This window comes from Streptomyces sp. NPDC127098, assembly GCF_042722465.1.
Classification (GTDB): domain Bacteria; phylum Actinomycetota; class Actinomycetes; order Streptomycetales; family Streptomycetaceae; genus Streptomyces; species Streptomyces millisiae.
The window spans coordinates 59,048-84,450 of sequence record NZ_JBHXFJ010000024.1; the positions used below are offsets into that span (position 1 = coordinate 59,048).

Below are 25,403 nucleotides of genomic sequence, written 5' to 3' on the forward strand. Positions count from 1 at the left end.
GCGGCGGGGCGGTCACCGGCCCAGCAGGACCACGCCGTCGTCGTCGGCGAACAGGTGGTCCCCCGGCTGGAAGGTGACTCCGCCGAAGGAGACGGGGATGTCGACCGCGCCGACACCGTCCTTGGCGCTCTTCCGGGGGTTGGTGCCCAGTGCCTTGACGCCGAGGCGCATTCCGGCGAGGGCGGCGCTGTCCCGGACGGCCCCGTGGATGACGAGCCCCGCCCAGCCGTTGTCCCGGGCCGAGCCGGCGATCAGGTCGCCGACGAGGGCGGTGTGCAGCGAGCCGCGGCCGTCGACCACGAGGACGTGGCCGCCGCCCGGGGTGCGGAGCAGCTCGCGCAGCAGGGCGTTGTCCTGGTGGCAGGAGACGGTGCGGATCGGGCCGTGGAAGGTGTGGAGTCCGCCGTACTGGCGGAGCTGGGTGTCGCACACGCGTAGTTCCTCGCCGTGGGCGTCGTAGAGGTCGGCGGTGCTGGTGATCTCGGTCATGGTCGCTCCGTCGTGGGGTCAGCGGGCCAGGGCGGCCGCCTGCTCCATGGTGAGGGGCCGGGTGGCGTGCCCGTGCAGCAGCAGGTGGAGCCTGGCGGTCTCCTCCAGTTCCTCGACGGCGTCGGCGGCCTGTTCCAGGGTGGCTCCGGCCACCACGGGGCCGTGGTTGGCGAGCAGCACGGCGTGGTGGGTGGCGGCCGTCCGCTCGGCCAGCGGTTCGAGTCGCGGGTCGCCCGGCGCGTGGTAGGGCAGGAGCGGCAGGGTGCCCACGCGCATCGCGTAGTAGGCGGTCAGCGGCGGCAGGGCGTTGGCCGGGTCGAGGCCGGCGAGGCAGGAGACGGCCGCGGCGTGTGTCGAGTGCAGGTGGACCACGGCGTGGGCGGTGGGGCGGGCTCGGTAGAAGGCGGCGTGCAGGAACGCCTCCTTGGTGGGCGGCGGCCCGTCGAGGTGGCGGCCGCGTGGGTCGGTGCGGGACAGCTCGGCCTCGGTGACGGTGCCCAGGCTGGAGCCGGTGGGCGTGAGCAGCAGGCTGCCGTCGGCCAGGCGCACCGAGAGGTTGCCGGTCGAGCCGTGGGTGAGGCCCCTCTCGAACAGGGACTTGGCGGTGCGCACGATCCGGGCGCGGGCGGTCGACTCGTCGGTGTGGGTGGTCACGTGGGCTCCTTGACGGGGACGGGCCGCAGGGCGCGGACGAAGAGGTCGGGGGCGCCGAAGTTGCCGGACTTGAGCATGAGCGCGAGGTCGCCGGTGTGGGTCCAGGGCACCCCGGGATCGATCTCGTCGCCCACCAGGGCGGCGTCGATCCCGAGGGCGGTGGTGACGGCTCCCGAGGTCTCGCCGCCGGCGACGAGCAGCCGGCGCGTCCCGCGGCGCACGAGCCGGACGGCGAGGGCGCCGAGAAGCGCCTCCACCTGGGCGGCGGCCTCCGTGACGCCCAGCTCCTGCTGCACGGCCGCGAGTTCGTCGGGCGTGGCGGAGGCGAACACGAGGACGGGCAGGTCGGGATCCTGGGCGTCGTACCAGGCCAGGGCCTCGTCGGCGACGTCCCGGCCGGCGGCGGCGGCGAGGACGTCGAGGTGGTGGGTGGGGAGGCCGGCGGCACGGAAGTGGGCGATCTGCTCCAGGGTGCGGGCGGAGCAGCTGCCGGCGAGCACGGCGGCCCGGCCGGCGGGCGGCCGCGGCTCGGCGGTGGGGTGCCGGGTGGCCGGGTAGGCGCGGCCGAGTCCCTCGGCGAGTCCGGCGGCGCCGGTGACGACGGGCAGTTCGAGTGCGGCGGCGCCGAGGACGGCGAGGTCGTCGTCGGTGAGCGCGTCCGCGATGACGTGCCGCACGCCGTCGCGCCGTCGGTCGAGGAGCGCGTCGCGGACGGCCGCGACGCCCCGGCGGACGGTGGCCAGCGGTATCAGGCCGACGCGGTGCCGGGTCTGGGCGGCGAGCAGGCGCGGCAGCGAGGAGTCCGTCATGGGGTTGAGCGGGTGGTGGCGCAGCGGGGATTCGGAGAGCAGCTGGTCGTGGACGAAGAGGTGGCCCTGGTAGACGGTGCGGCCGCCCAGCGGGAAGGCCGGGCAGGCCAGGGTGAGGGCGGCGCCGGCGGCGTCGAGGAGCGCGTCGGTGACCGGTCCGATGTTGCCCGCCGGGGTGGAGTCGAACGTCGAGCAGTACTTGAAGAAGGTCTGCGCGGCGCCCCGGTCCCACAGCCAGTGCTGGGCGCCGAGGGAGTCGGCGACGGCCTCGTCGGCCGGTGCGGAGCGGGACTTGAGCGCGACGACGGCGGCGTCGCAGTCGGCGGGCAGGGTCGTGTCCGGGTCGGGGACGCCGAAGACCAGGGCCGTGCGCAGGCCCGCGCGCCGGAAGGCGGCGGCGACGTCGGTGCCGCCGGTGAAGTCGTCGGCCACGCAGCCGATGCGCAGGGACATGGGAGATCTCCTCGAACGTGCGGGGGCAGGGGGGTGCGCGGGGCGGGCGCCGTGGCTCGGGGCGCCCGCCTCGCCCCGGGTCAGTCCTGACCGGCGCCGGCCTTGATCGCCTCGACGACGGCGGTGGTGAACCCGGTGGTGGTGGCGGAGCCGCCGAGGTCGCGGGTCGAGGTGCCGGCGGCGATCGCGGCGGCCACGCCGGCCTCGACGATCCGCGCGGTCCTGGCCAGCGCGGGGTCCTCGTGGCGCGCGGCGAGCCATTCGAAGAGCATCGCGCCGGAGAGGATCATGGCGACCGGGTTGGCGATGTCGCGGCCGGCGATGTCAGGGGCCGAGCCGTGCGAGGCCTGGGCCATGGCCCGGTCGGCCGAGGCGTTGATGGACGGGGCGGTGCCCAGCGACCCCGAGATCTCGCCGGCGAGGTCGGAGAGGATGTCGCCCATCATGTTCTCGGTGACGATGACGTCGAAGTCCTGGGCGCGGCGTACCAGGTGGACGGTCATGGCGTCGATGTGGAAGTCGTCGACCGTCACGTCCTGGTACTCCGCGGCGACCTCCTGGCAGACGGTGCGGAAGAGCCCGGTGGTGAGCTTCAGCACGTTGGCCTTGTGCACGATGGTCAGCTTCTGCCGCCGCGAGCGCGCCAGGTCGAACGCGACCCGGGCGACGCGCTCCGTGGCCTCGCGGGTGATGATGCCCATCGCGATGGCGGTGTCCGGGGTGGGCATGAACTCGCCGGTTCCGGCGAAGGTGTTGCGGTCGGCGTAGAAGCCCTCGGTGTTCTCGCGGACGATCACCAGGTCGGCGTTCTCGCACACGGCTCGCGCGCCGGGGAAGCTCTTGGCCGGCCGGATGTTGGCGAACAGCCCGAAGTGCTTGCGCAGGGTGCCGGAGGGGTTGAGCGCCGACCTGTGCGGCTCGGGGTAGCTGACGGAGTCGTGCGGGCCGAGGAACCAGCCGTCGAGCTCGGCGAGGGCCGCCCTGGTCTCGTCCGGCACCGGCGTGCCGTGGCTGTCGATCGCGCCGGCGCCCAGCGGGAGGGTGATCCAGTCGACGGCGACGCCGGCGGCCTGGCCGGCGGTGGTGGCGATCTCGACGGCGGACGGGACGATCTCGGGGCCGATGCCGTCGCCTTCCAGGACGCCGAGTCGGTAGGTGGTGCTCATCTCCGCTTCCCCTTCGGTGAGTTGGTGAACGGGTGGGTGTGGTTGGCGTCCATGGGTCACGCCGGCGTGCCCGCAGCGTCGTGCAGGGCCGTCCAGGAGCGGGCGGCGGCCAGGGGGCTGCCACCCTCCTGGGTGTGTTCCAGGGTCAGCCAGCCGGTGAAGCCGGCGTCCCACAGCGCCCGCAGCAGGGGCGGGAGTCTCAGGTCGCCCAGGGGCAGCGGGCCACGGCCGGTGGCGGCGGCGAGTTGCAGGCAGTGGGTGGCCCTGGCGTGGTCGCGGGCGGCCGCGATCGGGTCGAGCCCTTCGCGCGCCAGGTGGTGGGTGTCGAGGGCGAGGCCCGTCCGGCAGCTGAGGCTGGCCGCGAAGGCAAGCGCCTCCTCCGGGGTGTGCCACAGCGAGGTGTTCTCCCGGCACTGCGGTTCGAGCAGCAGCGTGCCGCCGAGCGCGGCCACCTCCTCGGCGAGGTGCTGAACGGCCGTTTCGGCCCAGTGGCGCTGGATGTCCTCGAGACCGCGCAGGAACGTGCCGCGGGTCTGGCCCAGGGTGAGCGGGACGCCGAGCGCCGCGGCGAGCCGGGCGGCGCCAAGCAACCGGTCGAGCGCGTGGCGGCGCACGTCGGGCGAGGGGTCGGTGAGGGTGAGCCGGTCCTGCGTGGCGATCGGCCCGGTGGCCAGCGCGAACACCCGGAGGCCCGGGGTCTCGACGGCCTTCGCCAACGCCCGCGCGTCCCGCGCGTCGACGTCGCGCACCTGCACCTCGACGCCGTCGTAGCCCAACTCGGCGAGTTGGGCGGCGGCTTCGGCCAGCGGCGCCAGGAAGCCGAGCGGCACCGGCGCGTGGCAGTCGTCGGTGGAGACGGTGTAGACCAGCGGCCACAACGGCGGTCCGGCGGTCACGAGGCCGCTCCGGCGGGCTCCGGCACGCCGCCGAGCAGCCGGCCGCGCAGTTCCCTGGCGGCGGCGCCGGCCCCGTCGAGCACCGGTACCCCCAGCGACTCGGAGAGTCGGGGACCCGCCGGGGCGAGCGAGTACTGCGCGAGCAGCACCACGGGGGCGGGGCCCGCCCCGTCCGACCGGAGCGAGTAGGCCAGGTGCCGGGCGGTCTCCTCCGGACTCTCGGCGGTGGCCGCCCGCTCGCTGAGCGCGGTCACGATCTCCACCGGCCGGTCCGGCCGGATCCGGGGGGCCAGCGCCGTCAGCTGTGCGACGGCCGCCGGCACGGCGGGTGGGGTGGACGCGACCACCGCGAGCCGGTCGTGGGGGCCGGCGAGCGCGGTCCTGAACATCGCCTCGTCGGCCTTGAGCATGGGCACGTCCCACAGCGTGCGGGCCGTGTCCACCACGTCCCCGTATGAGGAACAGGTGAGCAGCAGACCGTCGGCGCCGCCGCGCACCGCGTGGGCGATGAGGCGGAGCATTCTGCGGTGGAGGGCTCTGGTGAGGCCGCCCTCCGCGCGGGCGTCGTCCAGGAGCCGGTCGTCCAGCAGGTTCCACGGGCGCGCCTCGGGGAACTCCCGCGCGAAGGCGCTGCCCGCGACGCTGGCCCCCGCCGACACGGCGTGGATCATGGCGATCACCGGATGGCGTGCACTCACCTGGCTTCCCCTCTTCGGTGGGCGGCGCCCCGGGCTCTGCCGTCGCCGCGCCGCCACTGTAGAGAGTTCTGGTCAACCGGTCAACCGGCTGTTCAACAGCCTCAGGGACGTCACCGCGAACGCGGCATCTCTCGGCTATTGACGCACCGGGCGGCCGTCGGGTTACCCCTAGCGGTCTATCGGTTAACCGGTTTCCCGGATGATCCCGGTACTCGCCGAGTCCGCCGCGCACTACGGCACCGACCCCAACGAGATCGCCCGCGCCGGCGCCATCGGCCAGATCCTCCACATGATGGGCCCCACCTCGGCCCCGCTGTGGGTGCTGCTCGGCCTCGTCAGGACGGAGCTCGGCGACTTCCACCGCCACGCCCTGCGCTGGGGGATCCCCGTCTCGCTGGCCTATGTCCCGTTCGCGGTGGTGACGGGCGCGATCAGCGTGACCTGACGGCGTCGAGGAGGGCCCGCCGGGTTCAGTCCTGATCGAGCGCGACGCGCACTACCCGCTCGCACAGTTCGTGGGAGCGCAGCGCGTCGCGGGCGCTGAGCGTGCGACCGGCGCGCACGGCGTCGAGGAAGGCCACCACCGCCTGTTCGATGCCGCGCTGCCGGGCGACCGGCACCCAGTCGCCGCGGCGCCTGACGCTCGGCTGGCCCTTGTGGTCGGTGATCTCGGCCAGGTCGCGCACCTCCCGTTTGCTGTCCTGCCCGGAGATCTCCAGGATCTCCTCGGCCGAGCCCGAGACCCGGTTCATCGCGCCGATCGCGGTGAAGCCGTCGCCGGAGAGCTGGAGCACCACGTGGTGCAGCAGCCCGTCGCGCACCCGGGCCGTGACGCCGACCCGGTCGACGGGGCCCGGCGCCAGGAAGCGCAGGGTGTCGACGACGTGGATGAAGTCGTCGAAGACGGTGTGCCGCGGGTCCTCGGGCAGCGACCTGCGGTGCTTCTGGAGCACGATCAGGTCGCGGGGGTGCTCCAGGCAGTGGGCGTAGGCGGGCGCGTGCCGGCGGTTGAAGCCGACGGCCAGGGAGACCCCGCCCCGCTCGGCGAGGTCGACCAGCCGCTGGGCGGCGCCGAGCTCCGAGGCGAGCGGTTTGTCGACATAGGTGGGTATCCCCGCGGCGAGCAGCCGGCCGACGATCGCCGGGTGCGCGTGGGTGGGGGCGTGCACGAAGGCGGCGTCGGGGCGGGCGGCGATCAGCCCGTCCAGGTCGGCGTGGCAGTGCTCTTCGGGGACGCGGTGGGTGCGGGCGGCGCGGGCCAGGGTGGCGGGGCTGCGGGTGTGCAGCAGCGGTCGCACTCCGGGCTGGGTGGTGATCACGGGCAGGTACGCCTTGTGGGCGATGTCGCCGAGACCGATCACGCCGACCTTCACGCCTGTCCCCCTGGTGGTGTGGCTGTCGCCCGTGGTGCGGCTGCCCGCGGTCGGGACCGCCGCCGTGGACGGGCAGCTTACGCGGCGGGCGCCGGCGAGCGGTTCACCGGTAGCGGTCGGCCAGCTCGCGGACGGTCGCGGCCAGGGCGGCGCGCAGCTCGGGCGGGTTGAGCACCTCGGCCTCCGCGCCGAGCCTGAGCAGGTCGGTGACGGCGACCGGGACCGCCTCGACGGGCAGGGTCAGTTCGGCCCAGCCGTCCCGGTCGGCGGGCCCGGCCTCCCGGACGGCGCGGGCACCCGCGGCGCCGAACATCATCGGCATCAGCCGCCGGCCGCGTGGTGAGACGCGCAGCCGGGCCTCGCCCTGGTAGCGGGCGGCCTCCAGGGCCCGGGCGGAGCCGGCCCAGTAGTCGGCCAGGTCGAAGTCGGCGGGCCGCGCGACCGGCTGGCCCAGGGGCTCGACGGCCAGCAGCCGGGAGACCCGGTAGGTGCGGGGCGTGCCGTCGACGGCGGCGACCAGGTACCAGATGCCGCCCTTCAGGACCAGGCCGAGCGGGTGGAGGTCACGGTCCACCTCGCCCCGCCAGCGGCGGTACCTGACCCGCAACCGGCTGCCCTCCCAGACGGCCGCGGCGACCTGGGCGAGGAAGGGCACGGGGTCGGCGTCGCGGAACCAGCCGGGGGCGTCCAGGTGGAAGCGCTCCTGGACGCGGCGGGCGCGCTCGCCGAGCTCGGCGGGGAGCGCGGCCGCCAGCTTGAGGCTGGCGGTGGCCAGGTCGGCGCCGAGGCCGAGTTCGGCGGCGGCGGCCGGCATGCCGGCGAGCGCGAGCGAGTCGGCCTCCTCGCCGGTGAGGCCGGTGAGCCGGGTGCGGTAGCCGTCGAGCAGCCGGAAGCCGCCGGCCGGGCCGCGCTCGGCGTAGACCGGGACGCCCGAGGCGGCCAGCGCCTCGATGTCGCGGTAGACGGTGCGGACCGACACCTCGAGCTCGGCGGCGAGCTGCGGCGCGGTCAGTCGGCCGCGGTTCTGCAGCAGGAGCAGGGTCGTCAGGAGTCGGTCGGCGCGCACGCCCCCATTGTGCCGCCGTACCTGACAGAAGATGTCAGGTACGGCGGCCAGGGTGGGTCACGTCAACGCACCACGCCCATCGAGGAGCACGTCATGACCGGCACCAGCACGCCCACCACCGGGAGCTTCACCTACAAGGACTGGCAGGAGACCGTCGTGGCCGGCGTCGAGGGCGGGGCCCGACTGGCCACGGCGACCGTCGTCAACACGTTCACCGGCGCCATCGAGGCGGCGGCCACGGCCTGCGTGTACGCCATCTCCTACGCGGCCGACGGCACGGGCTCGTTCACCGGTTACGAGCGGTGCGAGGGCACGGTGGCCGGACGCGCCGGCACCTTCACGCTCCGGGAGTGGGGCACCTTCGACGAGGGCGGCGTCGTGCGCTGCTCGTTCGAGGTGCTGCCCGGCTCCGGCAGCGGCGAACTCGCCGGGCTGCGCGGCACGGGCGCCTTCACCGCCGAGCCCGGCGCGAAGGACATCCCCTACACCTTCGACCAGGAGCCGGCCTGACCGACGGGCGCGCCCCCGCCCCTCACTTCCCGAGGTCGGGGATCCGCCAGTCGATCGGCTCGTGCCCCTGGGCGGCGACGGCCGCGTCGATCTGGCTGAAGGGACGGGAGCCGAGGAACTTCTTGGCGGACAGCGGCGAGGGGTGCGCGCCCTCCACCACGGCGTGCCGCCCGGTGTCGATCAGCGGCAGCTTCTTGCGGGCGTACGCGCCCCACAGCACGAACACCGCCGGATCCTCGCGGGCCACCACGGCGCGGATCACCGCGTCGGTGAACTTCTCCCAGCCGCGCCCCTTGTGGGAGTTGGGCTCGGCCTCCCGGACGGTGAGCACCGCGTTCAACAGGAGCACGCCCTGCTCGGCCCAGGGCATCAGGTAGCCGTTGTCCGGGACGGGGTGCCCGAGTTCGGCGTGCAGCTCCTTGTAGATGTTCCGCAGCGAGGGTGGGACGCGGACGCCGGGGCGCACCGAGAAGCACAGGCCGTGGCCCTGGCCCGCGCCGTGGTACGGGTCCTGGCCGAGGATCAGCACCTTGACCTTCTCGAAGGGGGTGGCGGCCAGGGCGGCGAACACCTCCTCGCGCGGCGGGTACACCGGCCCCCTGGCCCGCTCCTCCTCGACGAACTCGGTGAGCTCCTTGAAGTAGGGCTTGTCGAGCTCCTCGCCGAGAACGCCCTGCCAGGACTCGGGCAGCATGCCGGTCACGTCGTCAACCTCCGAGGGTTCGCGATCAGTTGTCGCGGAAAACGTACCGGCAGCCGCTGACAGCGGGCACCTCAGTCCAGAGGGCCGCCCGCGACGTAGAGGACCTGGCCCGACACGAAGCCGGCCGCGTCGCCGGTGAGGTAGGCGATGGCGCCGGCGACGTCCTCCGGGCGGCCGACGCGCCGCACCGGGATCGACTCGGCGGCGGCCCGCTGGAAGTCCTCGAAGGTCGCGCCGACCCGGGCGGCCGTCTGGGCCGTCATGTCGGTGACGATGAACCCGGGGGCGACGGCGTTGGCGGTGACGCCGAACTTGCCGAGCTCGATGGCGAGGGTCTTGGTGAAGCCCTGCAGACCGGCCTTGGCCGCCGAGTAGTTGGCCTGTCCCCGGTTGCCCTGCGCGGAGCTCGACGACAGGCTGACGATGCGGCCGAAGCCGGCGTCCACCATGTGCTTCTGGCAGGCCCTCGACATCAGGAAGGCGCCGCGCAGGTGGACGTTCATCACGGTGTCCCAGTCCGACTCGCTCATCCTGAAGAGCAGGTTGTCCCGCAGCACCCCGGCGTTGTTGACCAGGATCACCGGCGGGCCGAGCTCGTCGGCGACCCGGGCGACGGCGCGGTCCACCGCCTCGGCGTCGGCGACGTCGCAGCCGACCGCCAGCGCGCGCCCACCGGCGGCGGTGATCTCGGCGACGGTGTCGGCGCAGCTCTCCTCGGCGAGGTCGAGCACGGCGACGGCCCGGCCCTCGGCGGCGAGCCGGACGGCGGTGGCGGCGCCGATGCCTCGAGCCGCCCCCGTGACGATGGCGACGCGCTGCTCGGTGGTGGACATGGTGGCTTCTCCTCGCCGTCGAGTGGGCTACCGGGCGCTACTCGTTGGTAACGAGCGCAGGGGCGACGGTAGAAGGGGCGGCACCGACTGTCAACGGACCAGCACGTCGAGCAGCCGGTCGAGCTCGGCCGAGGGGTCGGCGGTGAGCCCCGAGTGCACGGGGCCCGGCTGGACGACCGTGCTGCGCGGGGCGATCAGCCAACGGAAGCGGCGGCCCGGGTCCTCGCCGGCGGCCTGGCCGGCCCCCGGGCCGCCGTGGCAGACCCGCTCGGCGGCGCACAGCGCGGCCCGCACGCCGGCCACGTCGGCGTCGGGGTCGAGGGCCAGCAGCCGGTCGGTGTCGAGGTGGACGCGGGCGGCCAGGAACGAGGCGGCCCGGCAGTACAGGAGGACGCCCGCGTTCATCGTCTCGCCGCGCTCCATCCGGGGGACGACCCGCAGCAGGGCGTACTCGAAGACCTCACGTCCCTCGTGTGGCGCGCTCATCGGGCGGCTCCGCTCGGCTGGTCGGGACGGCCGGTGAGCCAGCCGGGGGCCTGGGACGGGCGGTCCGGCGTCGGGGCGCCGACCGTGAGGCGCTCTCCGATGGTGGTGGCGCGCTCGGCCAGGATGCCGGCGTAGGCCGCGCGCAGCTCGTCCGGGGTGGCGAAGCCCGGCTCGTCGGCCAGCCACTCGTCGGGCACCTGGGCCAGCACCTCGGCCAGCAGCTCCGGGGTGACCCGCGGGGCCAACTCCGCGGCGGCCGCGGCGAGATCCGGGCCGAAGGGGGCGAGGGCGTGGTCGGAGGCGTCGTAGCCGCGGGCTGCGGAGGCGGTCGCGGTCGGCCAGTTGTGGTGCCAGATCAGCGCCGCGCCGTGGTCGATCAGCCAGAGGTCGCCGTGCCACACCAGCAGGTTGGGGTTGCGCCAGGAGCGGTCGACGTTGTTGACCAGGGCGTCGAACCAGACGATCCGGCCGGCCTGGGCCGCGTCCACCCGGTAGGCCAGCGGGTCGAAGCCGATGGAGCCCGGCAGGTAGTCCATGCCGAGGTTGAGCCCGCCGCTGGCCTTCAGCAGCTCCTGCACCTCCTGGTCGGGCTCGGCCCGCCCGATCACCGGGTCGAGGCGCATCCTGACCAGCTCGGGCACCCGCAGCCCGAGGCGGCGGGCCAGCTCTCCACAGATCACCTCGGCCACCAGGGACTTGCGGCCCTGCCCGGCGCCGGTGAACTTCATGACATAGGTGCCGAGGTCGTCGGCCTCGACGATCCCGGGCAACGAACCCCCCTCCCTGAGGGGGGTCACATAGCGGATGGCGCAGGTTTCGCGGAGCACCGCCCCAGGCTATCCGGCCCTAGTCGTAGCGCCGGACGGCCGGGGGGCGGACGGCGGCCGCGACCGCGGCGGCCAGCGGCTCCACGTCGGCCGCGGCCAGCGGGGAGACGGTGAGCCGCAACCCTGGCGGGGCGGCGATCCGGAATCTGGCGCCCGGCGCCGCCGCCCAACCGGCGCGCAGCAGGCGGGTGATGGCGGCGGTCTCGTCGGGCACGGGCACCCAGACGTTGAGCCCGCTGCGGCCGTGGGCGGCGACCCCACGGTCGGCGAGGGCGCGCAGCAGGGCGTCGCGGCACTCGTCGTAGCGGCGGGCGGACGCGGCGACGGCCTCCCCCCGGTCGCGCCACAGCTCGGCGACCGCGTCCTGCAGCAGGTGGCTGACCCAGCCGGGGCCGAGCCGCAGCCGGCCCTGGACCCGGTCGATCGTGACCGGGTCGCCGGTGCAGACGGCGAGCCGCAGGTCGGGCCCGAACGCCTTGGCGTTGGAGCGGACCAGGGCCCAGCGGACGCTGCCGCCGGCCAGCGAGTGGTAGGGCAGGTCGACGATGCCGTGGCCGTGGTCGTCCTCGACGAGCAGCGCGTCCGGGTGCGCGGCGAGCTCGGCGCGCAACTCCGCGGCCCGGGCGGCCGACACGGCGGCGCCCGTCGGGTTCTGGGCGCGGGAGGTGACGACGATCGCGCGGGCGCCGCCGCGCAGCGCCCGGCCGACCGCGCCGGCGAGCGGCCCCTCGTCGTCCACCGGCACCGGCACCGGCCGCAGGCCGAGCGCCGCGACCAGGTCGAGCAGGCTGCCCCAGCCGGGATCCTCGACGGCCACCGCGTCACCGGGCCGCAGCCAGGCGCTGAGGACCCGCTCGACGGCGTCGAGCGCGCCCGAGGTGACGGTGAGCGGCCCGGCGGGGACGCCGTCCCGGTCGTGGGCGGCCCTGGCGACGCGGGCCAGCTCGGCGGCGACCGGCGGCCCGCCGTAGAGCATGGGCGAGCGCTCGGCGCGCTCCGCCGCCGCGGCCAGGGCGGGGCCGAGCGGCGGCAGCAGCGCCGGGTCCGGGTTGCCCTGGGAGAGGTCGCGGACGCCGGGCGGCACCTCGACGGCGATGGCGTCGCGCGGGGTGCTGGCCGGGCGGGCCCGCACCCGGGTGCCACGACGACCCGCGGTCTCCACGACGCCGCGGTCCCGCAGGGTGCGGTAGGCGGCCGCCACCGTGTTCGGGTTGACCCCCAGCTGGTCGGCCAGCTCGCGCAGCGAGGGCAGCGGTTGGCCGGGCACCAGGTCGCCGCTGCTGACCCCGCGCTCGACGCTGGCGGAAATCTCGGCGGCGCGCCGCCCCTCGATCCGATAATCTCCTAGCACAAGAAAGATTTTGCACTAATGCATACCCTTTCGCAAGTCGAAGCGAGCGACCGAGGAGGCCACCGTGGCGGCCATCGACAGCGCCCCCGCGTACCCGCGGACCCCGCGCACCACCCCCACCCGGGCACGCGACCGGGTGTCCTACGACCGGGATCTCGTGCACCGCGTCCTGGACGACGGCTACCTGTGCCATCTGGGCTTCGTCAGGGACGGCGGGCCCGTGGTGCTGCCCACCCTCTACGCGCGGCTCGGTGAGCGGCTCTACGTGCACGGGTCCACCGGCTCCCGCCCGGTACGGTCGGCGGCCGAGGAGCCCCAGGGCCTGCCGGTCTGCCTGACCGTGACCCACCTGGACGGCCTGGTGCTGGCCAAGTCGGCCTTCCACCACTCCGTCAACTACCGCTCCGTGGTGGTGCACGGCCTCGCCAGGCCGGTGACCGAGGAGGCCGTCAAGCGCCGGGTGCTGGACGCGGTCGTCGACCAGGTGGTGCCGGGCCGGGCCGCGGACTGCCGGCCGCCCAGCGCCAGGGAGTTGGCCGCCACCGCGCTGCTCGAGCTCGACCTTGCCGAGGTGTCGGTCAAGGTGCGCACCGGCGGCCCCAACGACGACCCTGAGGACCGGGACCTGCCCCACTGGAGCGGAGTGCTCCCCACGCGCACCGCGTACGGGCCGCCGGAGCCGGCGGGAGAGGGCATGGCGCCCGCCTATCTGGCGCGCCTCACCGGGTGAGGAGCCCCGGCGGGGTATAGGGAAGACGGCGGACGGGAACCCGGCTCGCCGCGCGGGCGTCCAAACCCGCGCGGCGCCCACCCGGCGCCCACCCCCCACAACCGGCCGAACTCCCCACACTCGGAGGCGATCGTGGCCATTCGTCCGCTCCGCTCGGCAGCAGTCATCACCCTCGGCGTTCTCGCCCTCGCCGCCTGCGGCGGGTCCAACGACACGGCACAGGACGGCAACGCGGCCGCCGACTCCCAGGCGGGCGAGAGCTCGCCCGGCGGCGAGGAGGCCCGAACCCTGCCGGACACCGATCCCGATTCCGGTTCCGATTCCGCCCCGGACTCCGACTCCGCCGCCGAGGCGGGCGACGGGCAGCGGGAGGCGGAGCCGGAGGACGGCTCGGCCGACGACGAGGGCTCGGCGCGGGCGGCCGCCCCCGGCTGGTGCGCCACCGACGCGCTCGCGGCCTCCCTCAGCCCGCTCAACGCCGCCGCGGGCCAGCGCTACGCGGCCCTGGTGCTCACCAACACCTCGGACACCGCCTGCCGCACACAGGGTTGGCCGGGGCTCGCGCTGGAGACCGGCGACGGCGACGCGATCCCCACCACCACGGTCAGGGACGACTCTCGGCAGCCGAGCCAGCTCACCATCGAGCCGGGCGCCAGCGCCTGGGCGCAGCTGCACTGGACGGTGGTGGCCGGCGACGACGACCCGGCGGACGGCACCTGCGGCCCCGATCCGTCCAGGCTCGAGGTGATCCCGCCCGACCAGGAGTCGGCCACGCCGGCCGACTGGGAGCTCGGCCAGGTCTGCGGCGCCGGCCGGATCGAGGCCCTGCCGCTGGCCGTCGGCAGCGGCCCGGCGGAGTAGCCACCGGATGCGGCGTGGCCGGGCCCGCCCGGGTCCGGCTACGCCGTGGGCAGCCAGTCCACCCGGCCGGCGAGGAGCGCGTAGCCGACGAAGGCCACGATGTCGATCAGCGCGTGGGCCACCACCAGCGGCATCACCCGTCCCCACCGCCGGTACAGCCAGACGAAGATCACGCCCATCGCGACGTTGCCGAAGAAGCCGCCGATCCCCTGGTACAGGTGGTAGGTGCCGCGCAGCACCGCGCTGCCGACCAGCGCCCCGGTCGGCGACCAGCCGAGCCGCTCGAGCCGCAGCAGCAGGAAGCCCACCACGATCACCTCCTCCACGACGGAGTTCTGGATCGCGGAGAGGATCAGGACCGGGAACTTCCACCAGACCTCGGGCAGCGACTCGGGGACGACGGTGAGGCTGGCGCCGGCCGCGTGTGCTCCGAGGTAGAGCATCAGCCCCGAGCCGCCGATGCCGGCCGCCACCACGGCCCCCCAGGCCAGGTCGAAGCGCGGCCGGGCGGCGTCGAAGCCGATGACCCGCAGCCCGGAGCCCGGTCGGAAGCCGCCCTCCCGGGAGAGGAGGTGCGCCACGAGGAGCACTGGCACCAGCGCGGTGGCGATGCCGAACAGCTGCCAGGCGAGGTCGAGCCAGGGCCGGTCGGGGGCGCGGGAGGAGTTCAGGTTGGCGGCGTGGTCGCCGAGGCCGCCGGGGCGGGTCAGCACCCCGGTGAAGCTGATCAGCGCGCTCACCGCGCTGGCACCGAGCGAGAGCGCGAGCACCAGCAGCAGCTCGTCCCGCGCCACGCGCCGGCCGAGCCCCGCACCGGCCCCGGTCGCCGGCGCCTGGATCGCCGTGCCCTCGCCGTCCGGCTTCAACGCCACTTGGCCTCCCGTCCGGCGTCGCGGACGCCGGCCCGGGCCGCCGCCGGCGGCTCAGACGCCGGCCGGCCAGCTGTGCACGGGGGCGTCCGTGCGCGCCAGATCGCAGTATCGCCGGACGAGCTCGCGCAGCGCGGTCGACCGGTCAGCTCCACTGGCCACCAGTTGGTGGTAGGTCCGAGTCTGCCAGCCCGCGCCGGTGACCCGACGCCGGCACCGCTCCGCGATGACGGAGAGGTACTGCTCGCGGTCGGGCGCCGCCACGCCGGCGGCCTCCAGACCCCGTTCGGCGAGCGGCAGCAGCCGCTCGCCTATCAGCCGGTGCGCGGGCTGCCTGACCAGGGCGGCGCCGTCCTCGGACGGCCAGGTGAACTCGGCGTCGATGCCGTGCCGGCAGGCCGCCTGGAAGTTCGCCTCGGCGGCGGCGAACGGCAGCCGCCGCCACACCGGTTCCCGCTGGTCCGCGAGCGCGCGCACCAGGCCGTAGTAGAAGGCGGCGTTGGCGACGACGTCGGTGACCGTGGGCCCGGTGGAGAGCACGCGGTTCTCCACCCGCAGGTGCGGCACGCCGTCGGCCACGTCGTACACCGGCCGGTTCCAGCGGTAGACGGTGCCGTTGTGCAGCGCCAGCTCGCCGAGCCTGGGCACTCCGCCGGCGTCGAGGACGGCGAGCGGGTCCTCCTCGTCGCGGAGCGGGAGCAGCGCCGGGTAGTAGCGGACGTTCTCCTCGAACAGGTCGAGCACGGAGTCGATCCAGCGCTCGCCGAACCAGGCGCGCGGGCGCACGCCCTGCGCGGCGAGCTCCGGTGGGCGGCTGTCGGTGGCCTGGAGGAAGAGCTGGGGGCGTGACTCCTGCCAGAGCTCGTGGCCGAAGACGAAGGGCGAGTTGGCGCCGACGGCGATCTGCGCGGCGGTGGTGGCCTGGGCGGCGTTCCAGGTGTCGGCGAACCGGTCGGGGGTGACCTGGAGGTGGAACTGGACGGAGGTGCAGGCCGCCTCGGCGGCGATCGAGTCGAAGGAGTGGGTCAGGCTCTCGGCGCCGGCGATGTCGAGCAGGATGGCCTCGCCCCTGGCGGCCAGGATCTGGTCGTTGAGGAGGGTGTAGCGGTCGCCCGGGGACAGGGAGCCCGGGGCCACCTCCTCCGGGGTGATGGTCGGCAGCACCCCGGTGAGCACGAGGCCCGCGCCGAATTCGCCGGCCATTCGGTCGGCATAGCCGATCGCGATGCGCAGTTCTTCGGCCAGATCGTCGAAAACCCTGCCGAAGAGTCGCCGCGGTGGCATATTGAGCTCGATGGTGAATTGCCCGAGCTCCGACTGGAAATCGTTGGTGGCCATTCGGGCGAGCACTTCGTCGTTCACCATTCGCGGCGAACCGCCGGAATCCGCCATGGACAGTTCGACCTCGAGGCCGATCAGGTCGCGCGGCCCTTCGAAGCGCTCCTCGCGCAGCATCCTCGCCAACGCCGTCAGGCAGTCGTTCAGCCTGGCGCGGTACTCCTGACGGGCGGCCAGGTCGAAGCGGTCGGCGACGAACTTCTCCCCCATGGGGGCACCTCCTCCGTCGAGCGGTGCCACGATCCTGCCCACGCCACGGGCCGGGGAACCAGGACCGACGGGCCCCCGGGGGCGGAATCCGGCATATTCCTCCGGAATATTCGGCGGTCGAAACTGCTCGGCGGCGTCCGATTTCCCCCTTGCCGAAACATCCGGGGGCGGCTAGCCGAAACACGGCGAGAACATGCCCGGTATAAAATAGCCGATGGCGTGTCTCCCATTCCAGAGGCGACCTACTCCAAAGCGAGAGGCGACCCATCATGCCCCTGCGTATCCCCTCGGCCCCGGCCACGGCCGAACAGTCCGTCCGCACCGCGCTGCACCCGGGCACCGCACGGACCCCGGTGCCAGCACACCTCCTCGGGGAGACTCCCCGGCTGGTGCTCCCGCTACCCCTGCACCGGTTGACGCCGGTCTCCTCGCTCACCGAGCCGCCGCGTGCCGGGCTGACCGGCTGGCGCTTCCTGCTGGAGCGTGACGGCCGGACCGTGGGCGCGGCCGAGACCGCGTTCACGGCGGACGGTTGGGAGTTCTCCCACTTCCTCGAGGGACCGTTCATCGCGTCGACCGAGCGGGCCGTGCGGCTGGCCGAGGCCCTGCCGACGCCGTACCAGCCCAGGTTGCTCTCCATCCCCGAGCTGTACATGTTGACGCTCTGGCTGCACGCCGACCTGGAGGCCGAGCCGACCGCCGGCGACCCGCTGCCGGACGACCTGCTGGTGCCGCTCGCGCCGGCGCCGCCCGGCATCGCGGCCGACCGCCCGGTGCGCACGGACGCGCTGTTGCCACTGGTGACCAGCCGGGTGGCACCGCTGGGCCTGGCGAGCTAGCGGCTCGTCGGCGGCCGGGGGCACGCAAGGCCGGAACCGTTCTTCAGCCCCCGCGAGCAGAGACCGACCGGCCGCCCATCGGGGGTGGCCGGTCGCCGGCCGAGTCGGTCAACACCACCACCGCGCCAGCGATGGCAGCGCAACCGGCTGGCGACGAGAGGGGGAAGACACGTCGACAGACAGGTGAACACGTCGAAAGCGGCGCGACGGTGATCACGTCATGTCCCAGAATTCCACCAGGAGTTCGACTTGGTGCTCACGGGCGGGGGGAATGGTGACCAGCCCGTGGCTGACAGAGGGATGAACGTGAGACGCAAGATCGCAGTCATGGCATGTACGGGCGGCCTGCTGGCCGCCTTCGCACTGGGCGCGCCGACCACGGCCACCGCGGCCTCGCCGGCCGCGACGCCCGCCGCCGTGTCGGAGGGGTGGGAGAGGATCGACAGCGAGGCCGAGCTGGCGGAGGCCCTGGCCGGGTCCACGCTGGCCGCGCCGGCGGGGCAGGCGGACTCCGGGTTCACCGCCCAGGACGTGGTCGTCGAGGAGCGCCTGGCCATCGAGTCGGTCCGCAACTGGAACTTCGTCGCCACGGAGATGAGCTACCCGGCCCCGAACACCGGCCTCCTGCGCGCCCGCTCCCAGGGCGTCTTCGGAGCGTGGGAGGAGTTCGACTTCGTCTGGGACGATGCCACCGGCACGTTCGCGATGCGGTCGCGGGCCAACGGCCTCTACGTCGCGGTCGAGAGGAACCTCACGGGCGAGCGGCAGAACATGCTGCGTGCCCGCTCGGCGAGCGTCGGCGGCTGGGAGCGGTTCGAGCTCTTCCAGGACGCCGAGACCTTCGAGTTCGCGATCCGGTCCACGCTGAACGGCCAGTGGGTCGCCATGGAGAACGGCTACGGTGGCACTCTCCAGTACCTGCTGCGCGCCCGCTCCGCCGAGCCGTCCGGCTCGTGGGAAAGGTTCAACATCTACGAGGTCATCGACTGACCCTCGCGGTCACCCCCGTTCGTGACACGACGGCCCCACCGGGGAGTCCCCGGCGGGGCCGTCGTATTGACAGCATGCGGCGGTGCCATGAGTCAGCGTCAGCCCGCGTACTCCGCGACCGGCGGGCAGGAGCAGACCAGGTTGCGGTCGCCGAAGGCGCCGTCGATGCGGCGCACCGGCGGCCAGTACTTGTCACGCTGGCCGCCGTCGGCGGGGTACGCGGCCTCGGCCCGCGAGTACGGGTGGGGCCAGTCGCCGGCCAACTGCTGGGCGGTGTGGGGCGCGTTGCGCAGCGGGTTGTCGTCCTTCGGCCACTCCCCCGCCCCGACCCGGTCGATCTCGGCGCGGATGGCGATCATCGCCTCGCAGAAACGGTCGAGTTCGGCCAGGTCCTCGCTCTCGGTGGGCTCGATCATCAGCGTGCCGGCCACCGGGAACGACATGGTCGGCGCGTGGAAGCCGTGGTCGATGAGCCGCTTGGCGATGTCGTCCACGGTGACGCCGGTGGCCTTGGTCAGCGGCCGGACGTCGATGATGCACTCGTGCGCCACCAGGCCGCCCGGGCCCGTGTACAGCACCGGGTAGTGCGGCTCCAGGCGCTTGGCGACGTAGTTGGCGCCGAGCACGGCGACCTGGGTGGCGCGCCGCAGCCCCTCGGCGCCCATCAGCCGCAGATAGGCCCAGGAGATCGGCAGGATGCCGGCGGAGCCCCAGGGGGCGGCCGCGATCGGGCCGATGCCGCCGCCCGCGGGCCCGGCGGCCGGCTGGAGCGGGTGGCCGGGGAGGTAGGGCGCCAGGTGGGCACGGACGGCGACCGGACCGACGCCCGGGCCACCGCCGCCGTGCGGGATGCAGAAGGTCTTGTGCAGGTTGAGGTGCGAGACGTCGGCGCCGAAGTGCCCCGGCTTGGCGAGGCCGACCAGCGCGTTGAGGTTGGCACCGTCGACGTAGACCTGCCCGCCGGCCTCGTGGACCGCGGCGCAGATGGCCGCGATGTCCTCCTCGAACACGCCGTGCGTGGACGGGTAGGTGACCATGAGCACCGCCAACTCGTCGCGGTGCGCCTCGATCTTGGCCCGCAGGTCGGCCGCGTCCACGTCGCCGTTCTCGCCGGTGGCGACGACCACCACCCGCATGCCGGCCATCACGGCGCTCGCCGCGTTGGTGCCGTGCGCCGAGGAGGGGATCAGGCAGACGGTGCGCCCGGGCTCGCCGTTGGCGCGGTGGTATGCGCGCACCGCGAGCAGTCCGGCCAACTCGCCCTGGGAGCCCGCGTTCGGCTGCAGCGAGACCCGGTCGTAACCGGTGATCTCGGCCAGCCGGTCCTCGAGTTCCCGGATCAGGGTCAGGTAGCCGGCGGCCTGCTCGGCGGGCGCGAACGGGTGCAGTTCGGCGAACTCCGGCCAGGTGATCGGCTCCATCTCCGCGGTGGCGTTGAGCTTCATGGTGCAGGAGCCCAGCGGGATCATGCCCCGGTCGAGCGCGTAGTCGCGGTCGGCGAGCCGGCGCAGGTAGCGCAGCATCGCGGTCTCGGAGCGGTGCTCGTGGAAGACCGGGTGGGTGAGGTAGTCGTCACCACGCAGCAGCGCCTCCGGCAGGGCGTCCGGGGTGGTCGCGTCCAGCGCCTCGATGCCCGCGGCGTCCGCGGGCACCCCGAAGGCGCCCCAGACGGCCGCCAGGTCGGCCCGGGTGGTGGTCTCGTCGCAGGCGATGCCGAGGTGGTCGGCGTCGGTCTCGCGCAGGTTGACCCCGGCCGCGCGGGCGGCCGCCGCGATCTCGGCGGCCCGGCCCGGCACGCGGGCGGTGACCGTGTCGAAGAAGGCGTCGTGCGTGATCTCCACGCCACCGGCGCGCAGTCCGGCGGCCAACAGCGCGGCGTACCGGTGGGTGCGCCGGGCGATCGCGGCGAGCCCCTCGGGGCCGTGGTAGACCGCGTACATGCCGGCCATCACGGCCAGCAGCACCTGGGCGGTGCAGATGTTGCTGGTGGCCTTCTCGCGGCGGATGTGCTGCTCCCTGGTCTGGAGCGCGAGCCGGTAGGCGGGCCGGCCATCGGCGTCCCGCGAGACGCCCACGAGACGACCCGGCAGGCTGCGGGCGTAGGCGTCGCGGACGGCCATGTAGCCGGCGTGCGGACCGCCGAAGCCCATGGGCACGCCGAAACGCTGGCTGGAGCCGACGGCGATGTCGGCGCCCAGGTCGCCGGGCGAGGTGAGCAGGGTGAGGGCCAACAGGTCGGCCGCGACGGTGACCACGGCGCCCAGCTCGTGCGCCCGCTCGATCAGCGCCCGGTGGTCGCGCACGGCGCCGGAGGCCCCCGGGTACTGGAGCAGCACGCCGAACACGCCGCGCTCGGCGAGCTCCGCGGGGATGCCGTCGTCGAGGTCGGCGACCACCACCTCGACGCCGGTGGGTTCGGCCCTGGTGCGCACGACGGCGACGGTCTGCGGCAGGCAGTCGGCGTCGACGAGGAAGACGCCGTCCCTGACCTTGCCGACCCGCCGGGCCAGGGCCATCGCCTCGGCGGCCGCGGTGCCCTCGTCGAGCAGCGAGGCGCCGGCCGTGGGCAGGCCGGTGAGGTCCGCGACGACGGTCTGGAAGTTGAGCAGCGCCTCGAGACGGCCCTGGGAGATCTCCGGCTGGTACGGCGTGTACGCGGTGTACCAGGCCGGGTTCTCCAGGACGTTGCGGAGGATCACCGGCGGGATGAAGGTGCCGTGGTAGCCGAGGCCGATCATCGAGCGCCGCACGGTGTTGCGCTCGGCCAGCGCGCGCAGCTCGGCGAGGACCTCGGCCTCGCTCCCGGCGTCCGGCAGGCGGAGCGCGCCGACGCTGCGGATGGCCTCGGGCACGGCGGCGGCGGTCAGCTCGTCCAGCGAGCCGAAGCCGACCTGGGCCAGCATCTTGGCCTGGTCGGCGGCGTCGGGACCGATGTGCCGGGCAGCGAACGGGGTGCCACGCTCGAGTTCGGTGAGCGGGGTGCGGGGGACGGTCATGGGTGGAGGCTCCTCCTGGTCGCGGCGACCTCGGGGGTTCGGGCGGCGCTGCCCGACCGGCCTCCCCCTCTGTCATCCGGCCGTGTCGCCCGGACCTGAGAGCTTCGCCCGGCACCCGCGTGCCCGGCTTGCACCGTCGGTGAGGACGACCGGTGGTCGCCCTGCTTTCCAGAGTGGTTTCGCTCGCACGGTACGTGGGCCTGAGAGATTCCGGGGAGGATTTGCTCCTTCGGCGCCCGCCGTCCGCTCGACGGCGGGACTCTCCCGCGCGGGGTCGTCAACCGCCTTCGAGCCTACCAGCGGACGTCCTGGCCCGTACGTCCCGTGCGGCCGCCCGGCGCTCGACTGGCCGACCGCCGGTTTGTGCCCTTTCGTAGGAGGTGGCGTTCCCTTTCCGGATGGGTTCCGGAGGTGCGGGGAGCAGCGGGAGGAACCATGCAGATCGACATCGACCCACGCAGCCTGATCGGCCGCAAGGCGTTCGACCGCGAAGGCACCAAGATCGGCACCGTGGACGAGGTCTACCTCGACGACGCGACCGGGGCTCCCGAGTGGGCGGCCGTGCGGACCGGGATCTTCAGCCGGGACGCGTTCGTCCCCCTGGAGCCGAGCGAGGTGGTGGGCGACACGCTGCGGGTGCCGTTCGACCGCTCGCTGATCAGGGACGCTCCCGACTTCGGGGTCGGCCGCCACCTCTCCCCCGAGCAGGAGCTGCAGCTCTACCACCACTACGGCCTCGACGTGCCGCAGGAGGACGGGACCTAGCGAGGCCCCCGGACGGTGCCCGCTGCCGCGTCCGCGTCGGTGACCAGGGGCAACGGATCCGAGTGGGTGAGCTCCGGATCGTCGAGCCGAAACGTTCGAGCACGGCCGGGCGGTGAGCCGGGGCGCTCGAAGCGGACCGTGACCCGGCCGACCCCGCTGCCCTGGATCCAGCCGGGACCGTGCCGGGCGTGGGTCACGTCGAGGCCCGGGAGCCAGCGCCGCTCGACCGGCTCCTCGGCGAGGGGTACCGCGGGCGCCCCCGCGGTCGGCTCCGACGGGGTCGCCTGCGCGAACAGGTCCTCCTGGGTGAAGTCGGCCAGGCCGCTGACGCCCACACCGAGCAGCCGCACGCCCTCCGTGGTGTCCACGCCCTCCAGCAGCCTCCCCGCCGCCTCCGCGATCACCACCGGGTCATCCGTCGGGCCGCGCAACGTCTCGGACCGGGTCAGGGTGGTGAAGTCGTACCGTCTGGCCTTCAGCACCACGGTGCGGCCCGATCTGGCCGCCGAGCGCAGTCGGCCCACACAGCGCTCGGCGAGCCGCGCCACCTCGAACCTGATCCTGGCCCGGTCCGTGACGTCGGTGTCGAAGGTGTCCTCCACGGAGATGGACTTGGCGTCCCGGTCGGGCACCACGGCGCGGTCGTCCAGGCCGAGCGCCATCGCGTGCACCGCGTGGCCGTGTGCCCTGCCCAGCAGTCGCAGCAGCTCGGCCTCGCCCGCCTCGGCCGCGTCCCCGACGGTGGCGAGGCCGGCGCGGCGCAGCGTCTCCGCGGTGGCCGGGCCGACCCCCGGCAGGGTGCGCACCGGCATCGGGGCGAGCAGCTCCCGCTCGGTGCCAGGCTCGATCAGCAGCAGGCCGTCGGGCTTGGCCTGCTCGGAGGCGATCTTGGCGAGCATCTTGGAGCCGGCGAGGCCCACGGAGCCGGTGAGCCCGGTGGCGGCCCGGATCCGGGCGCGCAGCCCCTCGCCGGCGCGGCGGGCGGCGGCGGACGAAGTGGGCGGGGCGGGGCCGGCCGCCAGGTCGACGAAGGCCTCGTCCAGGCTCAGCGGCTCGACGAGCGGCGAGAGCTCGCCGAGCAGGGCCATGACCCGCTCGCTGATCTCCCGGTAGACGGCGAACCTGGGCACCAGGAAGGCCGCGTGCGGCGAGAGCCGGCGGGCCTGCCCCATCGGCATCGCCGAGTGCACCCCGAAGCGCCTGGCCTCGTAGGAGGCGGTGGCGACCACGCCGCGTGGGCCGAGACCGCCCACGATCACCGGTTTGCCCCGCAGGCTCGGCTTGGCCGCCTGCTCCACCGAGGCGTAGAAGGCGTCCATGTCGAGGTGCAGGATGCTGGGCTGGCCTCTCACGGTACCGATGGTGCCGCAGGGCACCGACAGTCAGGGCCTGGCGGGTGGGTCAGGCGCGGTTGCGGCGGCGGGCGAGCTCGTCCCCCGGGTGCTCGGCCGGCACGGCCTCCCCGGTGTCCACCCGCTCGGCCTGCAGCTGGGCGAGCGCGCTCTCCACGTCTCCCCAGACGGCGCCCACCGCGATGCCGAAGACGCCCCGGCCGCCGCGCAGCAGCTCCGCCAGGTCGTCGGGCGACGCGCAGCGGTAGACGGCCGCGCCGTCGCTCATCAGGGTCATCCCCGCGAGCTCGGCCAGGTCGGCGGCGCGCAGCGCCTGGACCGCGGTCCTGATGCTCCCCAGCGAGACGCCGGCGTCCAGGAGCCGCTTGACGATCTTGAGGACCAGCACGTCCCGGAAGCTGTAGAGCCGCTGACTGCCCGAGCCGTGCGCCGGGCGCACGCTGGGCTGCACCAGACCCGTGCGGGCCCAGTAGTCGAGCTGGCGATAGGTGATCCCGGCGGCCGCGCACGCGCTGGGCCCGCGATATCCGAGCTCCTCGGTCCTTCCCCGCCCCTGGGGGGCCACCGAGTGCCGAAGTCCCGGCCTGGGCGGCGCGCCCGGGAGGGCGGAGACCCCGCCGACCGCTCTACTGTCGCCGTTACCTGTCACGCCGGCCTCCGTTCCGCATGCCCCGACTGTGCCCTCGTCGCTCACCGGCTGTCACGATGAGCACGCACACAGCGCTCCTCCCAAGACATGCCCCATTGAAGCTAGGCATCCACACTCGGCGCGTCAACGAACGCCACGCGCCGCTACTGGCTGGTGCCGAAGTCCTCCGGAGAGATCTGGTCGAGGAACTCGCGGAACCTCTCCACCTCGTCCTCCTGCTCGTCCGGGATGATGATCCCCGCGTCGTCGAGCACCGCGTCGCTGCCGTAGATCGGCGTTCCGACGCGTAGCGCGAGGGCTATGGCGTCGGACGGGCGGGCACTGACCTCGACCCCGCTGGCGAACACGAGCTCGGCATAGAAGACCCCGTCCCGCAGGTCGGTGATCCGCACCGCGCTGAGCTCCTGCCCCACCGCCTCGAGCACGTTCTTGAAGAGGTCGTGCGTCAGCGGCCGGGCAGGGGTCATGCCCTGCTGGGCGAACGCGATGGCGGTCGCCTCTCCCGGTCCGATCCAGATCGGGAGATAGCGATCACCGCCGACTTCACGGAGAAGCACGATGGGCTGGTTGTTGGGCATTTCCACCCGCACGCCCACGACGTCGAGCTGATTCACACAGCAACCCTAGGCCGTGCCCGGGGCATTTGGATAGTCGAGCACCACCATGCGGCCCGCGCACGCCCCCCGGCCGGTCAGTATCCGTGCCTTCCGACGAAGAAAACCAGCCGGTACTTGCCGATCTGCACCTCGTCACCGTTGGTGAGCACCACGGAGTCGATCGGCTCCCGGTTGACGTAGGTGCCGTTGAGGCTGCCGACGTCACTGACCGTGAAGCCGCCGTCCGGCTGGCGCCGGAACTCCACGTGGCGCCGGGAGACCGTCACGTCGTCGAGGAAGATGTCGCTCTGCGGGTGACGGCCGGCGGTGGTCAGGTCGCCGTCCAGCAGGAAGCGGCTGCCGGAGTTCGGCCCGCGCCGGACGATCAGCAGGGCCGAGCCGCCCGGGAGGGCGTCGACGGCCGCCTGGGCCTCGGCCGAGAGCGCGGGCGCCGGGTGCTGTCCCGTGATCTCCGCCTCGTACGCCTCGAGCCCGGAGATGGAGATCGTGGACGTGGTCTCGGAGGAGCCCTCGAGGCCGGGGCGCAGCGCGTTGCCGCAGTTGGAGCAGAACCGGCTGGTCGCGGGGTTGCGGCTGCCGCAACGGCCGCAGGGCGCGCCACCGGCCGCCGGCTGGGAGCCTATGCCGCCGGGCCCCGCGACCTCGTCACGGAACAACGGGCGCCCCTGCTCGGCACCGGACGCCGACGCTGGCGTGTCGCCATGCTGGCGGGCGCGGCCCCGTGCGGCACTGTGGCTGCCGCTCTGACGCCTGCCGAACAAACGAGCGAAAAAACTCACCAGCGATCCCCTCGCGCGTAGCCCGACCCGTCGGTGGGACGGGGCGGTCCATTTTCTATCACCGGCCGATTCGAACGTCGTGACAACGTCCACG

The 25,403-nt window shown here is 74.1% G+C and carries 27 protein-coding genes and 1 riboswitch; of the genes, 7 read left to right on the top strand and 20 right to left on the bottom strand.

The window, feature by feature from the left end:
• Positions 1-12: 12 nt before the first annotated feature.
• The 6 genes from rraA to ACFWI8_RS17475 all read right to left on the bottom strand — a co-directional run bounded on the left by rraA (position 13) and on the right by ACFWI8_RS17475 (position 5,165).
• On the bottom strand, positions 13-489 hold the full coding sequence (gene rraA, locus ACFWI8_RS17450) for a ribonuclease E activity regulator RraA (RefSeq protein ID WP_387091832.1): 477 nt from the start codon (positions 487-489) through the stop codon (positions 13-15).
• 18 nt (positions 490-507) lie between these two features.
• Positions 508-1,143: a 3-oxo-tetronate 4-phosphate decarboxylase gene (gene otnC / locus ACFWI8_RS17455; RefSeq protein WP_387091835.1), complete on the bottom strand. Its 636-nt coding sequence runs from the start codon at positions 1,141-1,143 to the stop codon at positions 508-510.
• A complete protein-coding gene (otnK, locus tag ACFWI8_RS17460; RefSeq protein ID WP_387091838.1) occupies positions 1,140-2,405 on the bottom strand; it encodes a 3-oxo-tetronate kinase in 1,266 nt (421 codons plus the stop codon). The genes otnC and otnK overlap by 4 nt, the downstream gene beginning before the upstream one ends.
• Positions 2,406-2,485: 80 nt before the next feature.
• Positions 2,486-3,571, bottom strand: coding sequence for an isocitrate/isopropylmalate dehydrogenase family protein (locus tag ACFWI8_RS17465; protein WP_387091841.1), 1,086 nt, complete (start codon positions 3,569-3,571; stop codon positions 2,486-2,488).
• A gap of 56 nt (positions 3,572-3,627) precedes the next feature.
• On the bottom strand, positions 3,628-4,467 hold the full coding sequence (locus ACFWI8_RS17470) for a sugar phosphate isomerase/epimerase family protein (RefSeq protein ID WP_387091843.1): 840 nt from the start codon (positions 4,465-4,467) through the stop codon (positions 3,628-3,630).
• Positions 4,464-5,165, bottom strand: coding sequence for an aspartate/glutamate racemase family protein (locus tag ACFWI8_RS17475; RefSeq protein ID WP_387091845.1), 702 nt, complete (start codon positions 5,163-5,165; stop codon positions 4,464-4,466). Before ACFWI8_RS17475 ends, ACFWI8_RS17470 begins: the two co-directional genes overlap by 4 nt.
• Positions 5,166-5,364: 199 nt before the next feature.
• Here ACFWI8_RS17475 and ACFWI8_RS17480 point away from each other — a divergent pair, with 199 nt between their 5' ends.
• Entirely contained in the window at positions 5,365-5,610 is a 246-nt protein-coding gene (locus tag ACFWI8_RS17480; RefSeq protein WP_387091848.1) for a hypothetical protein, read from the top strand.
• A gap of 25 nt (positions 5,611-5,635) precedes the next feature.
• On the opposite strand, the gene ACFWI8_RS17485 is transcribed toward ACFWI8_RS17480, so the two are convergent.
• Positions 5,636-6,538 carry a Gfo/Idh/MocA family protein gene (locus ACFWI8_RS17485; RefSeq protein WP_387091851.1) on the bottom strand — a complete coding sequence of 301 codons (903 nt, stop codon included), beginning with the start codon at positions 6,536-6,538 and terminating at the stop codon, positions 5,636-5,638.
• 103 nt (positions 6,539-6,641) lie between these two features.
• Positions 6,642-7,604, bottom strand: coding sequence for a helix-turn-helix transcriptional regulator (locus tag ACFWI8_RS17490; protein WP_387091854.1), 963 nt, complete (start codon positions 7,602-7,604; stop codon positions 6,642-6,644).
• A 93-nt stretch (positions 7,605-7,697) separates the two neighbouring features.
• Between ACFWI8_RS17490 and ACFWI8_RS17495 the strand changes: the two genes are divergently transcribed.
• A complete protein-coding gene (locus ACFWI8_RS17495; RefSeq protein ID WP_387091857.1) occupies positions 7,698-8,114 on the top strand; it encodes a DUF3224 domain-containing protein in 417 nt (138 codons plus the stop codon).
• A gap of 22 nt (positions 8,115-8,136) precedes the next feature.
• Here the strand turns inward: ACFWI8_RS17495 and ung are convergent, their stop codons facing one another.
• From ung to ACFWI8_RS17520, 5 genes are all read right to left on the bottom strand, one after another.
• A complete protein-coding gene (gene ung, locus ACFWI8_RS17500; protein WP_387091927.1) occupies positions 8,137-8,808 on the bottom strand; it encodes a uracil-DNA glycosylase in 672 nt (223 codons plus the stop codon).
• An 80-nt stretch (positions 8,809-8,888) separates the two neighbouring features.
• Positions 8,889-9,650 carry a 3-oxoacyl-ACP reductase FabG gene (gene fabG, locus ACFWI8_RS17505; RefSeq protein ID WP_311594570.1) on the bottom strand — a complete coding sequence of 254 codons (762 nt, stop codon included), beginning with the start codon at positions 9,648-9,650 and terminating at the stop codon, positions 8,889-8,891.
• Between the two features lie 90 nt (positions 9,651-9,740).
• Positions 9,741-10,136 carry a DUF3037 domain-containing protein gene (locus tag ACFWI8_RS17510; protein WP_387091860.1) on the bottom strand — a complete coding sequence of 132 codons (396 nt, stop codon included), beginning with the start codon at positions 10,134-10,136 and terminating at the stop codon, positions 9,741-9,743.
• Complete coding sequence (locus ACFWI8_RS17515; RefSeq protein WP_387091862.1) at positions 10,133-10,963, bottom strand: HipA family kinase; 831 nt, start codon at positions 10,961-10,963, stop codon at positions 10,133-10,135. The genes ACFWI8_RS17510 and ACFWI8_RS17515 overlap by 4 nt, the downstream gene beginning before the upstream one ends.
• A 19-nt stretch (positions 10,964-10,982) precedes the next feature.
• Positions 10,983-12,314: an aminotransferase class I/II-fold pyridoxal phosphate-dependent enzyme gene (locus ACFWI8_RS17520; RefSeq protein ID WP_387091865.1), complete on the bottom strand. Its 1,332-nt coding sequence runs from the start codon at positions 12,312-12,314 to the stop codon at positions 10,983-10,985.
• Between the two features lie 64 nt (positions 12,315-12,378).
• On the opposite strand from ACFWI8_RS17520, the gene ACFWI8_RS17525 reads away from it, so the two are divergent.
• Positions 12,379-13,044, top strand: a complete 666-nt coding sequence (locus tag ACFWI8_RS17525; protein ID WP_387091868.1) for a pyridoxamine 5'-phosphate oxidase family protein — start codon at positions 12,379-12,381, stop codon at positions 13,042-13,044.
• Between the two features lie 132 nt (positions 13,045-13,176).
• Positions 13,177-13,905, top strand: a complete 729-nt coding sequence (locus tag ACFWI8_RS17530) for a DUF4232 domain-containing protein (RefSeq protein ID WP_387091871.1) — start codon at positions 13,177-13,179, stop codon at positions 13,903-13,905.
• Between the two features lie 38 nt (positions 13,906-13,943).
• Here ACFWI8_RS17530 and ACFWI8_RS17535 read toward each other — a convergent pair whose 3' ends face one another.
• Both ACFWI8_RS17535 and ACFWI8_RS17540 read right to left on the bottom strand, forming a co-directional pair.
• Positions 13,944-14,744: a CPBP family intramembrane glutamic endopeptidase gene (locus tag ACFWI8_RS17535; RefSeq protein ID WP_387091929.1), complete on the bottom strand. Its 801-nt coding sequence runs from the start codon at positions 14,742-14,744 to the stop codon at positions 13,944-13,946.
• An 84-nt stretch (positions 14,745-14,828) separates the two neighbouring features.
• Positions 14,829-16,322 carry a glutamate--cysteine ligase gene (locus tag ACFWI8_RS17540; RefSeq protein ID WP_387091874.1) on the bottom strand — a complete coding sequence of 498 codons (1,494 nt, stop codon included), beginning with the start codon at positions 16,320-16,322 and terminating at the stop codon, positions 14,829-14,831.
• Between the two features lie 269 nt (positions 16,323-16,591).
• Between ACFWI8_RS17540 and ACFWI8_RS17545 the strand changes: the two genes are divergently transcribed.
• Both ACFWI8_RS17545 and ACFWI8_RS17550 read left to right on the top strand, forming a co-directional pair.
• The gene (locus ACFWI8_RS17545; protein ID WP_387091877.1) at positions 16,592-17,161 is read left to right on the top strand and encodes a hypothetical protein; all 570 of its coding nucleotides are present in this window, start codon (positions 16,592-16,594) and stop codon (positions 17,159-17,161) included.
• Positions 17,162-17,488: 327 nt separating this feature from the next.
• Positions 17,489-18,151, top strand: coding sequence for a hypothetical protein (locus tag ACFWI8_RS17550; RefSeq protein ID WP_387091880.1), 663 nt, complete (start codon positions 17,489-17,491; stop codon positions 18,149-18,151).
• 98 nt (positions 18,152-18,249) lie between these two features.
• Here ACFWI8_RS17550 and gcvP read toward each other — a convergent pair whose 3' ends face one another.
• Positions 18,250-21,147: an aminomethyl-transferring glycine dehydrogenase gene (gene gcvP, locus ACFWI8_RS17555; RefSeq protein WP_387091883.1), complete on the bottom strand. Its 2,898-nt coding sequence runs from the start codon at positions 21,145-21,147 to the stop codon at positions 18,250-18,252.
• A gap of 178 nt (positions 21,148-21,325) precedes the next feature.
• Positions 21,326-21,424: riboswitch (glycine riboswitch) on the bottom strand.
• 158 nt (positions 21,425-21,582) lie between these two features.
• Between gcvP and ACFWI8_RS17560 the strand changes: the two genes are divergently transcribed.
• Positions 21,583-21,912: a PRC-barrel domain-containing protein gene (locus ACFWI8_RS17560; protein ID WP_311594560.1), complete on the top strand. Its 330-nt coding sequence runs from the start codon at positions 21,583-21,585 to the stop codon at positions 21,910-21,912.
• Here the strand turns inward: ACFWI8_RS17560 and ACFWI8_RS17565 are convergent.
• From ACFWI8_RS17565 to ACFWI8_RS17580, 4 genes are all read right to left on the bottom strand, one after another.
• Positions 21,909-23,264 (bottom strand): DNA polymerase IV, encoded by a 1,356-nt coding sequence (locus tag ACFWI8_RS17565; RefSeq protein WP_387091886.1) that lies wholly within the window; start codon positions 23,262-23,264, stop codon positions 21,909-21,911. The genes ACFWI8_RS17560 and ACFWI8_RS17565 overlap by 4 nt on opposite strands.
• Before the next feature lie 49 nt (positions 23,265-23,313).
• A complete protein-coding gene (locus tag ACFWI8_RS17570) occupies positions 23,314-23,913 on the bottom strand; it encodes a MerR family transcriptional regulator (RefSeq protein ID WP_387091889.1) in 600 nt (199 codons plus the stop codon).
• Between the two features lie 143 nt (positions 23,914-24,056).
• Complete coding sequence (locus ACFWI8_RS17575) at positions 24,057-24,527, bottom strand: bifunctional nuclease family protein (protein ID WP_132818669.1); 471 nt, start codon at positions 24,525-24,527, stop codon at positions 24,057-24,059.
• A 77-nt stretch (positions 24,528-24,604) separates the two neighbouring features.
• Positions 24,605-25,186 (bottom strand): FHA domain-containing protein, encoded by a 582-nt coding sequence (locus ACFWI8_RS17580; protein ID WP_387091891.1) that lies wholly within the window; start codon positions 25,184-25,186, stop codon positions 24,605-24,607.
• Between the last annotated feature and the right edge of the window lie 217 nt (positions 25,187-25,403).

Coding starts and splice junctions, on each gene's coding strand:
- rraA (WP_387091832.1), bottom strand. CDS start 489: ATGACCGAGATCACCAGCACCGCCGACCTCTACGACGCCCACGGCGAG.
- otnK (WP_387091838.1), bottom strand. CDS start 2,405: ATGTCCCTGCGCATCGGCTGCGTGGCCGACGACTTCACCGGCGGCACC.
- ACFWI8_RS17465 (WP_387091841.1), bottom strand. CDS start 3,571: ATGAGCACCACCTACCGACTCGGCGTCCTGGAAGGCGACGGCATCGGC.
- ACFWI8_RS17480 (WP_387091848.1), top strand. CDS start 5,365: ATGATCCCGGTACTCGCCGAGTCCGCCGCGCACTACGGCACCGACCCC.
- ACFWI8_RS17495 (WP_387091857.1), top strand. CDS start 7,698: ATGACCGGCACCAGCACGCCCACCACCGGGAGCTTCACCTACAAGGAC.
- ung (WP_387091927.1), bottom strand. CDS start 8,808: ATGCTGCCCGAGTCCTGGCAGGGCGTTCTCGGCGAGGAGCTCGACAAG.
- fabG (WP_311594570.1), bottom strand. CDS start 9,650: ATGTCCACCACCGAGCAGCGCGTCGCCATCGTCACGGGGGCGGCTCGA.
- ACFWI8_RS17510 (WP_387091860.1), bottom strand. CDS start 10,136: ATGAGCGCGCCACACGAGGGACGTGAGGTCTTCGAGTACGCCCTGCTG.
- ACFWI8_RS17540 (WP_387091874.1), bottom strand. CDS start 16,322: ATGGGGGAGAAGTTCGTCGCCGACCGCTTCGACCTGGCCGCCCGTCAG.
- ACFWI8_RS17545 (WP_387091877.1), top strand. CDS start 16,592: ATGCCCCTGCGTATCCCCTCGGCCCCGGCCACGGCCGAACAGTCCGTC.
- ACFWI8_RS17550 (WP_387091880.1), top strand. CDS start 17,489: ATGGCATGTACGGGCGGCCTGCTGGCCGCCTTCGCACTGGGCGCGCCG.
- gcvP (WP_387091883.1), bottom strand. CDS start 21,147: ATGACCGTCCCCCGCACCCCGCTCACCGAACTCGAGCGTGGCACCCCG.
- ACFWI8_RS17560 (WP_311594560.1), top strand. CDS start 21,583: ATGCAGATCGACATCGACCCACGCAGCCTGATCGGCCGCAAGGCGTTC.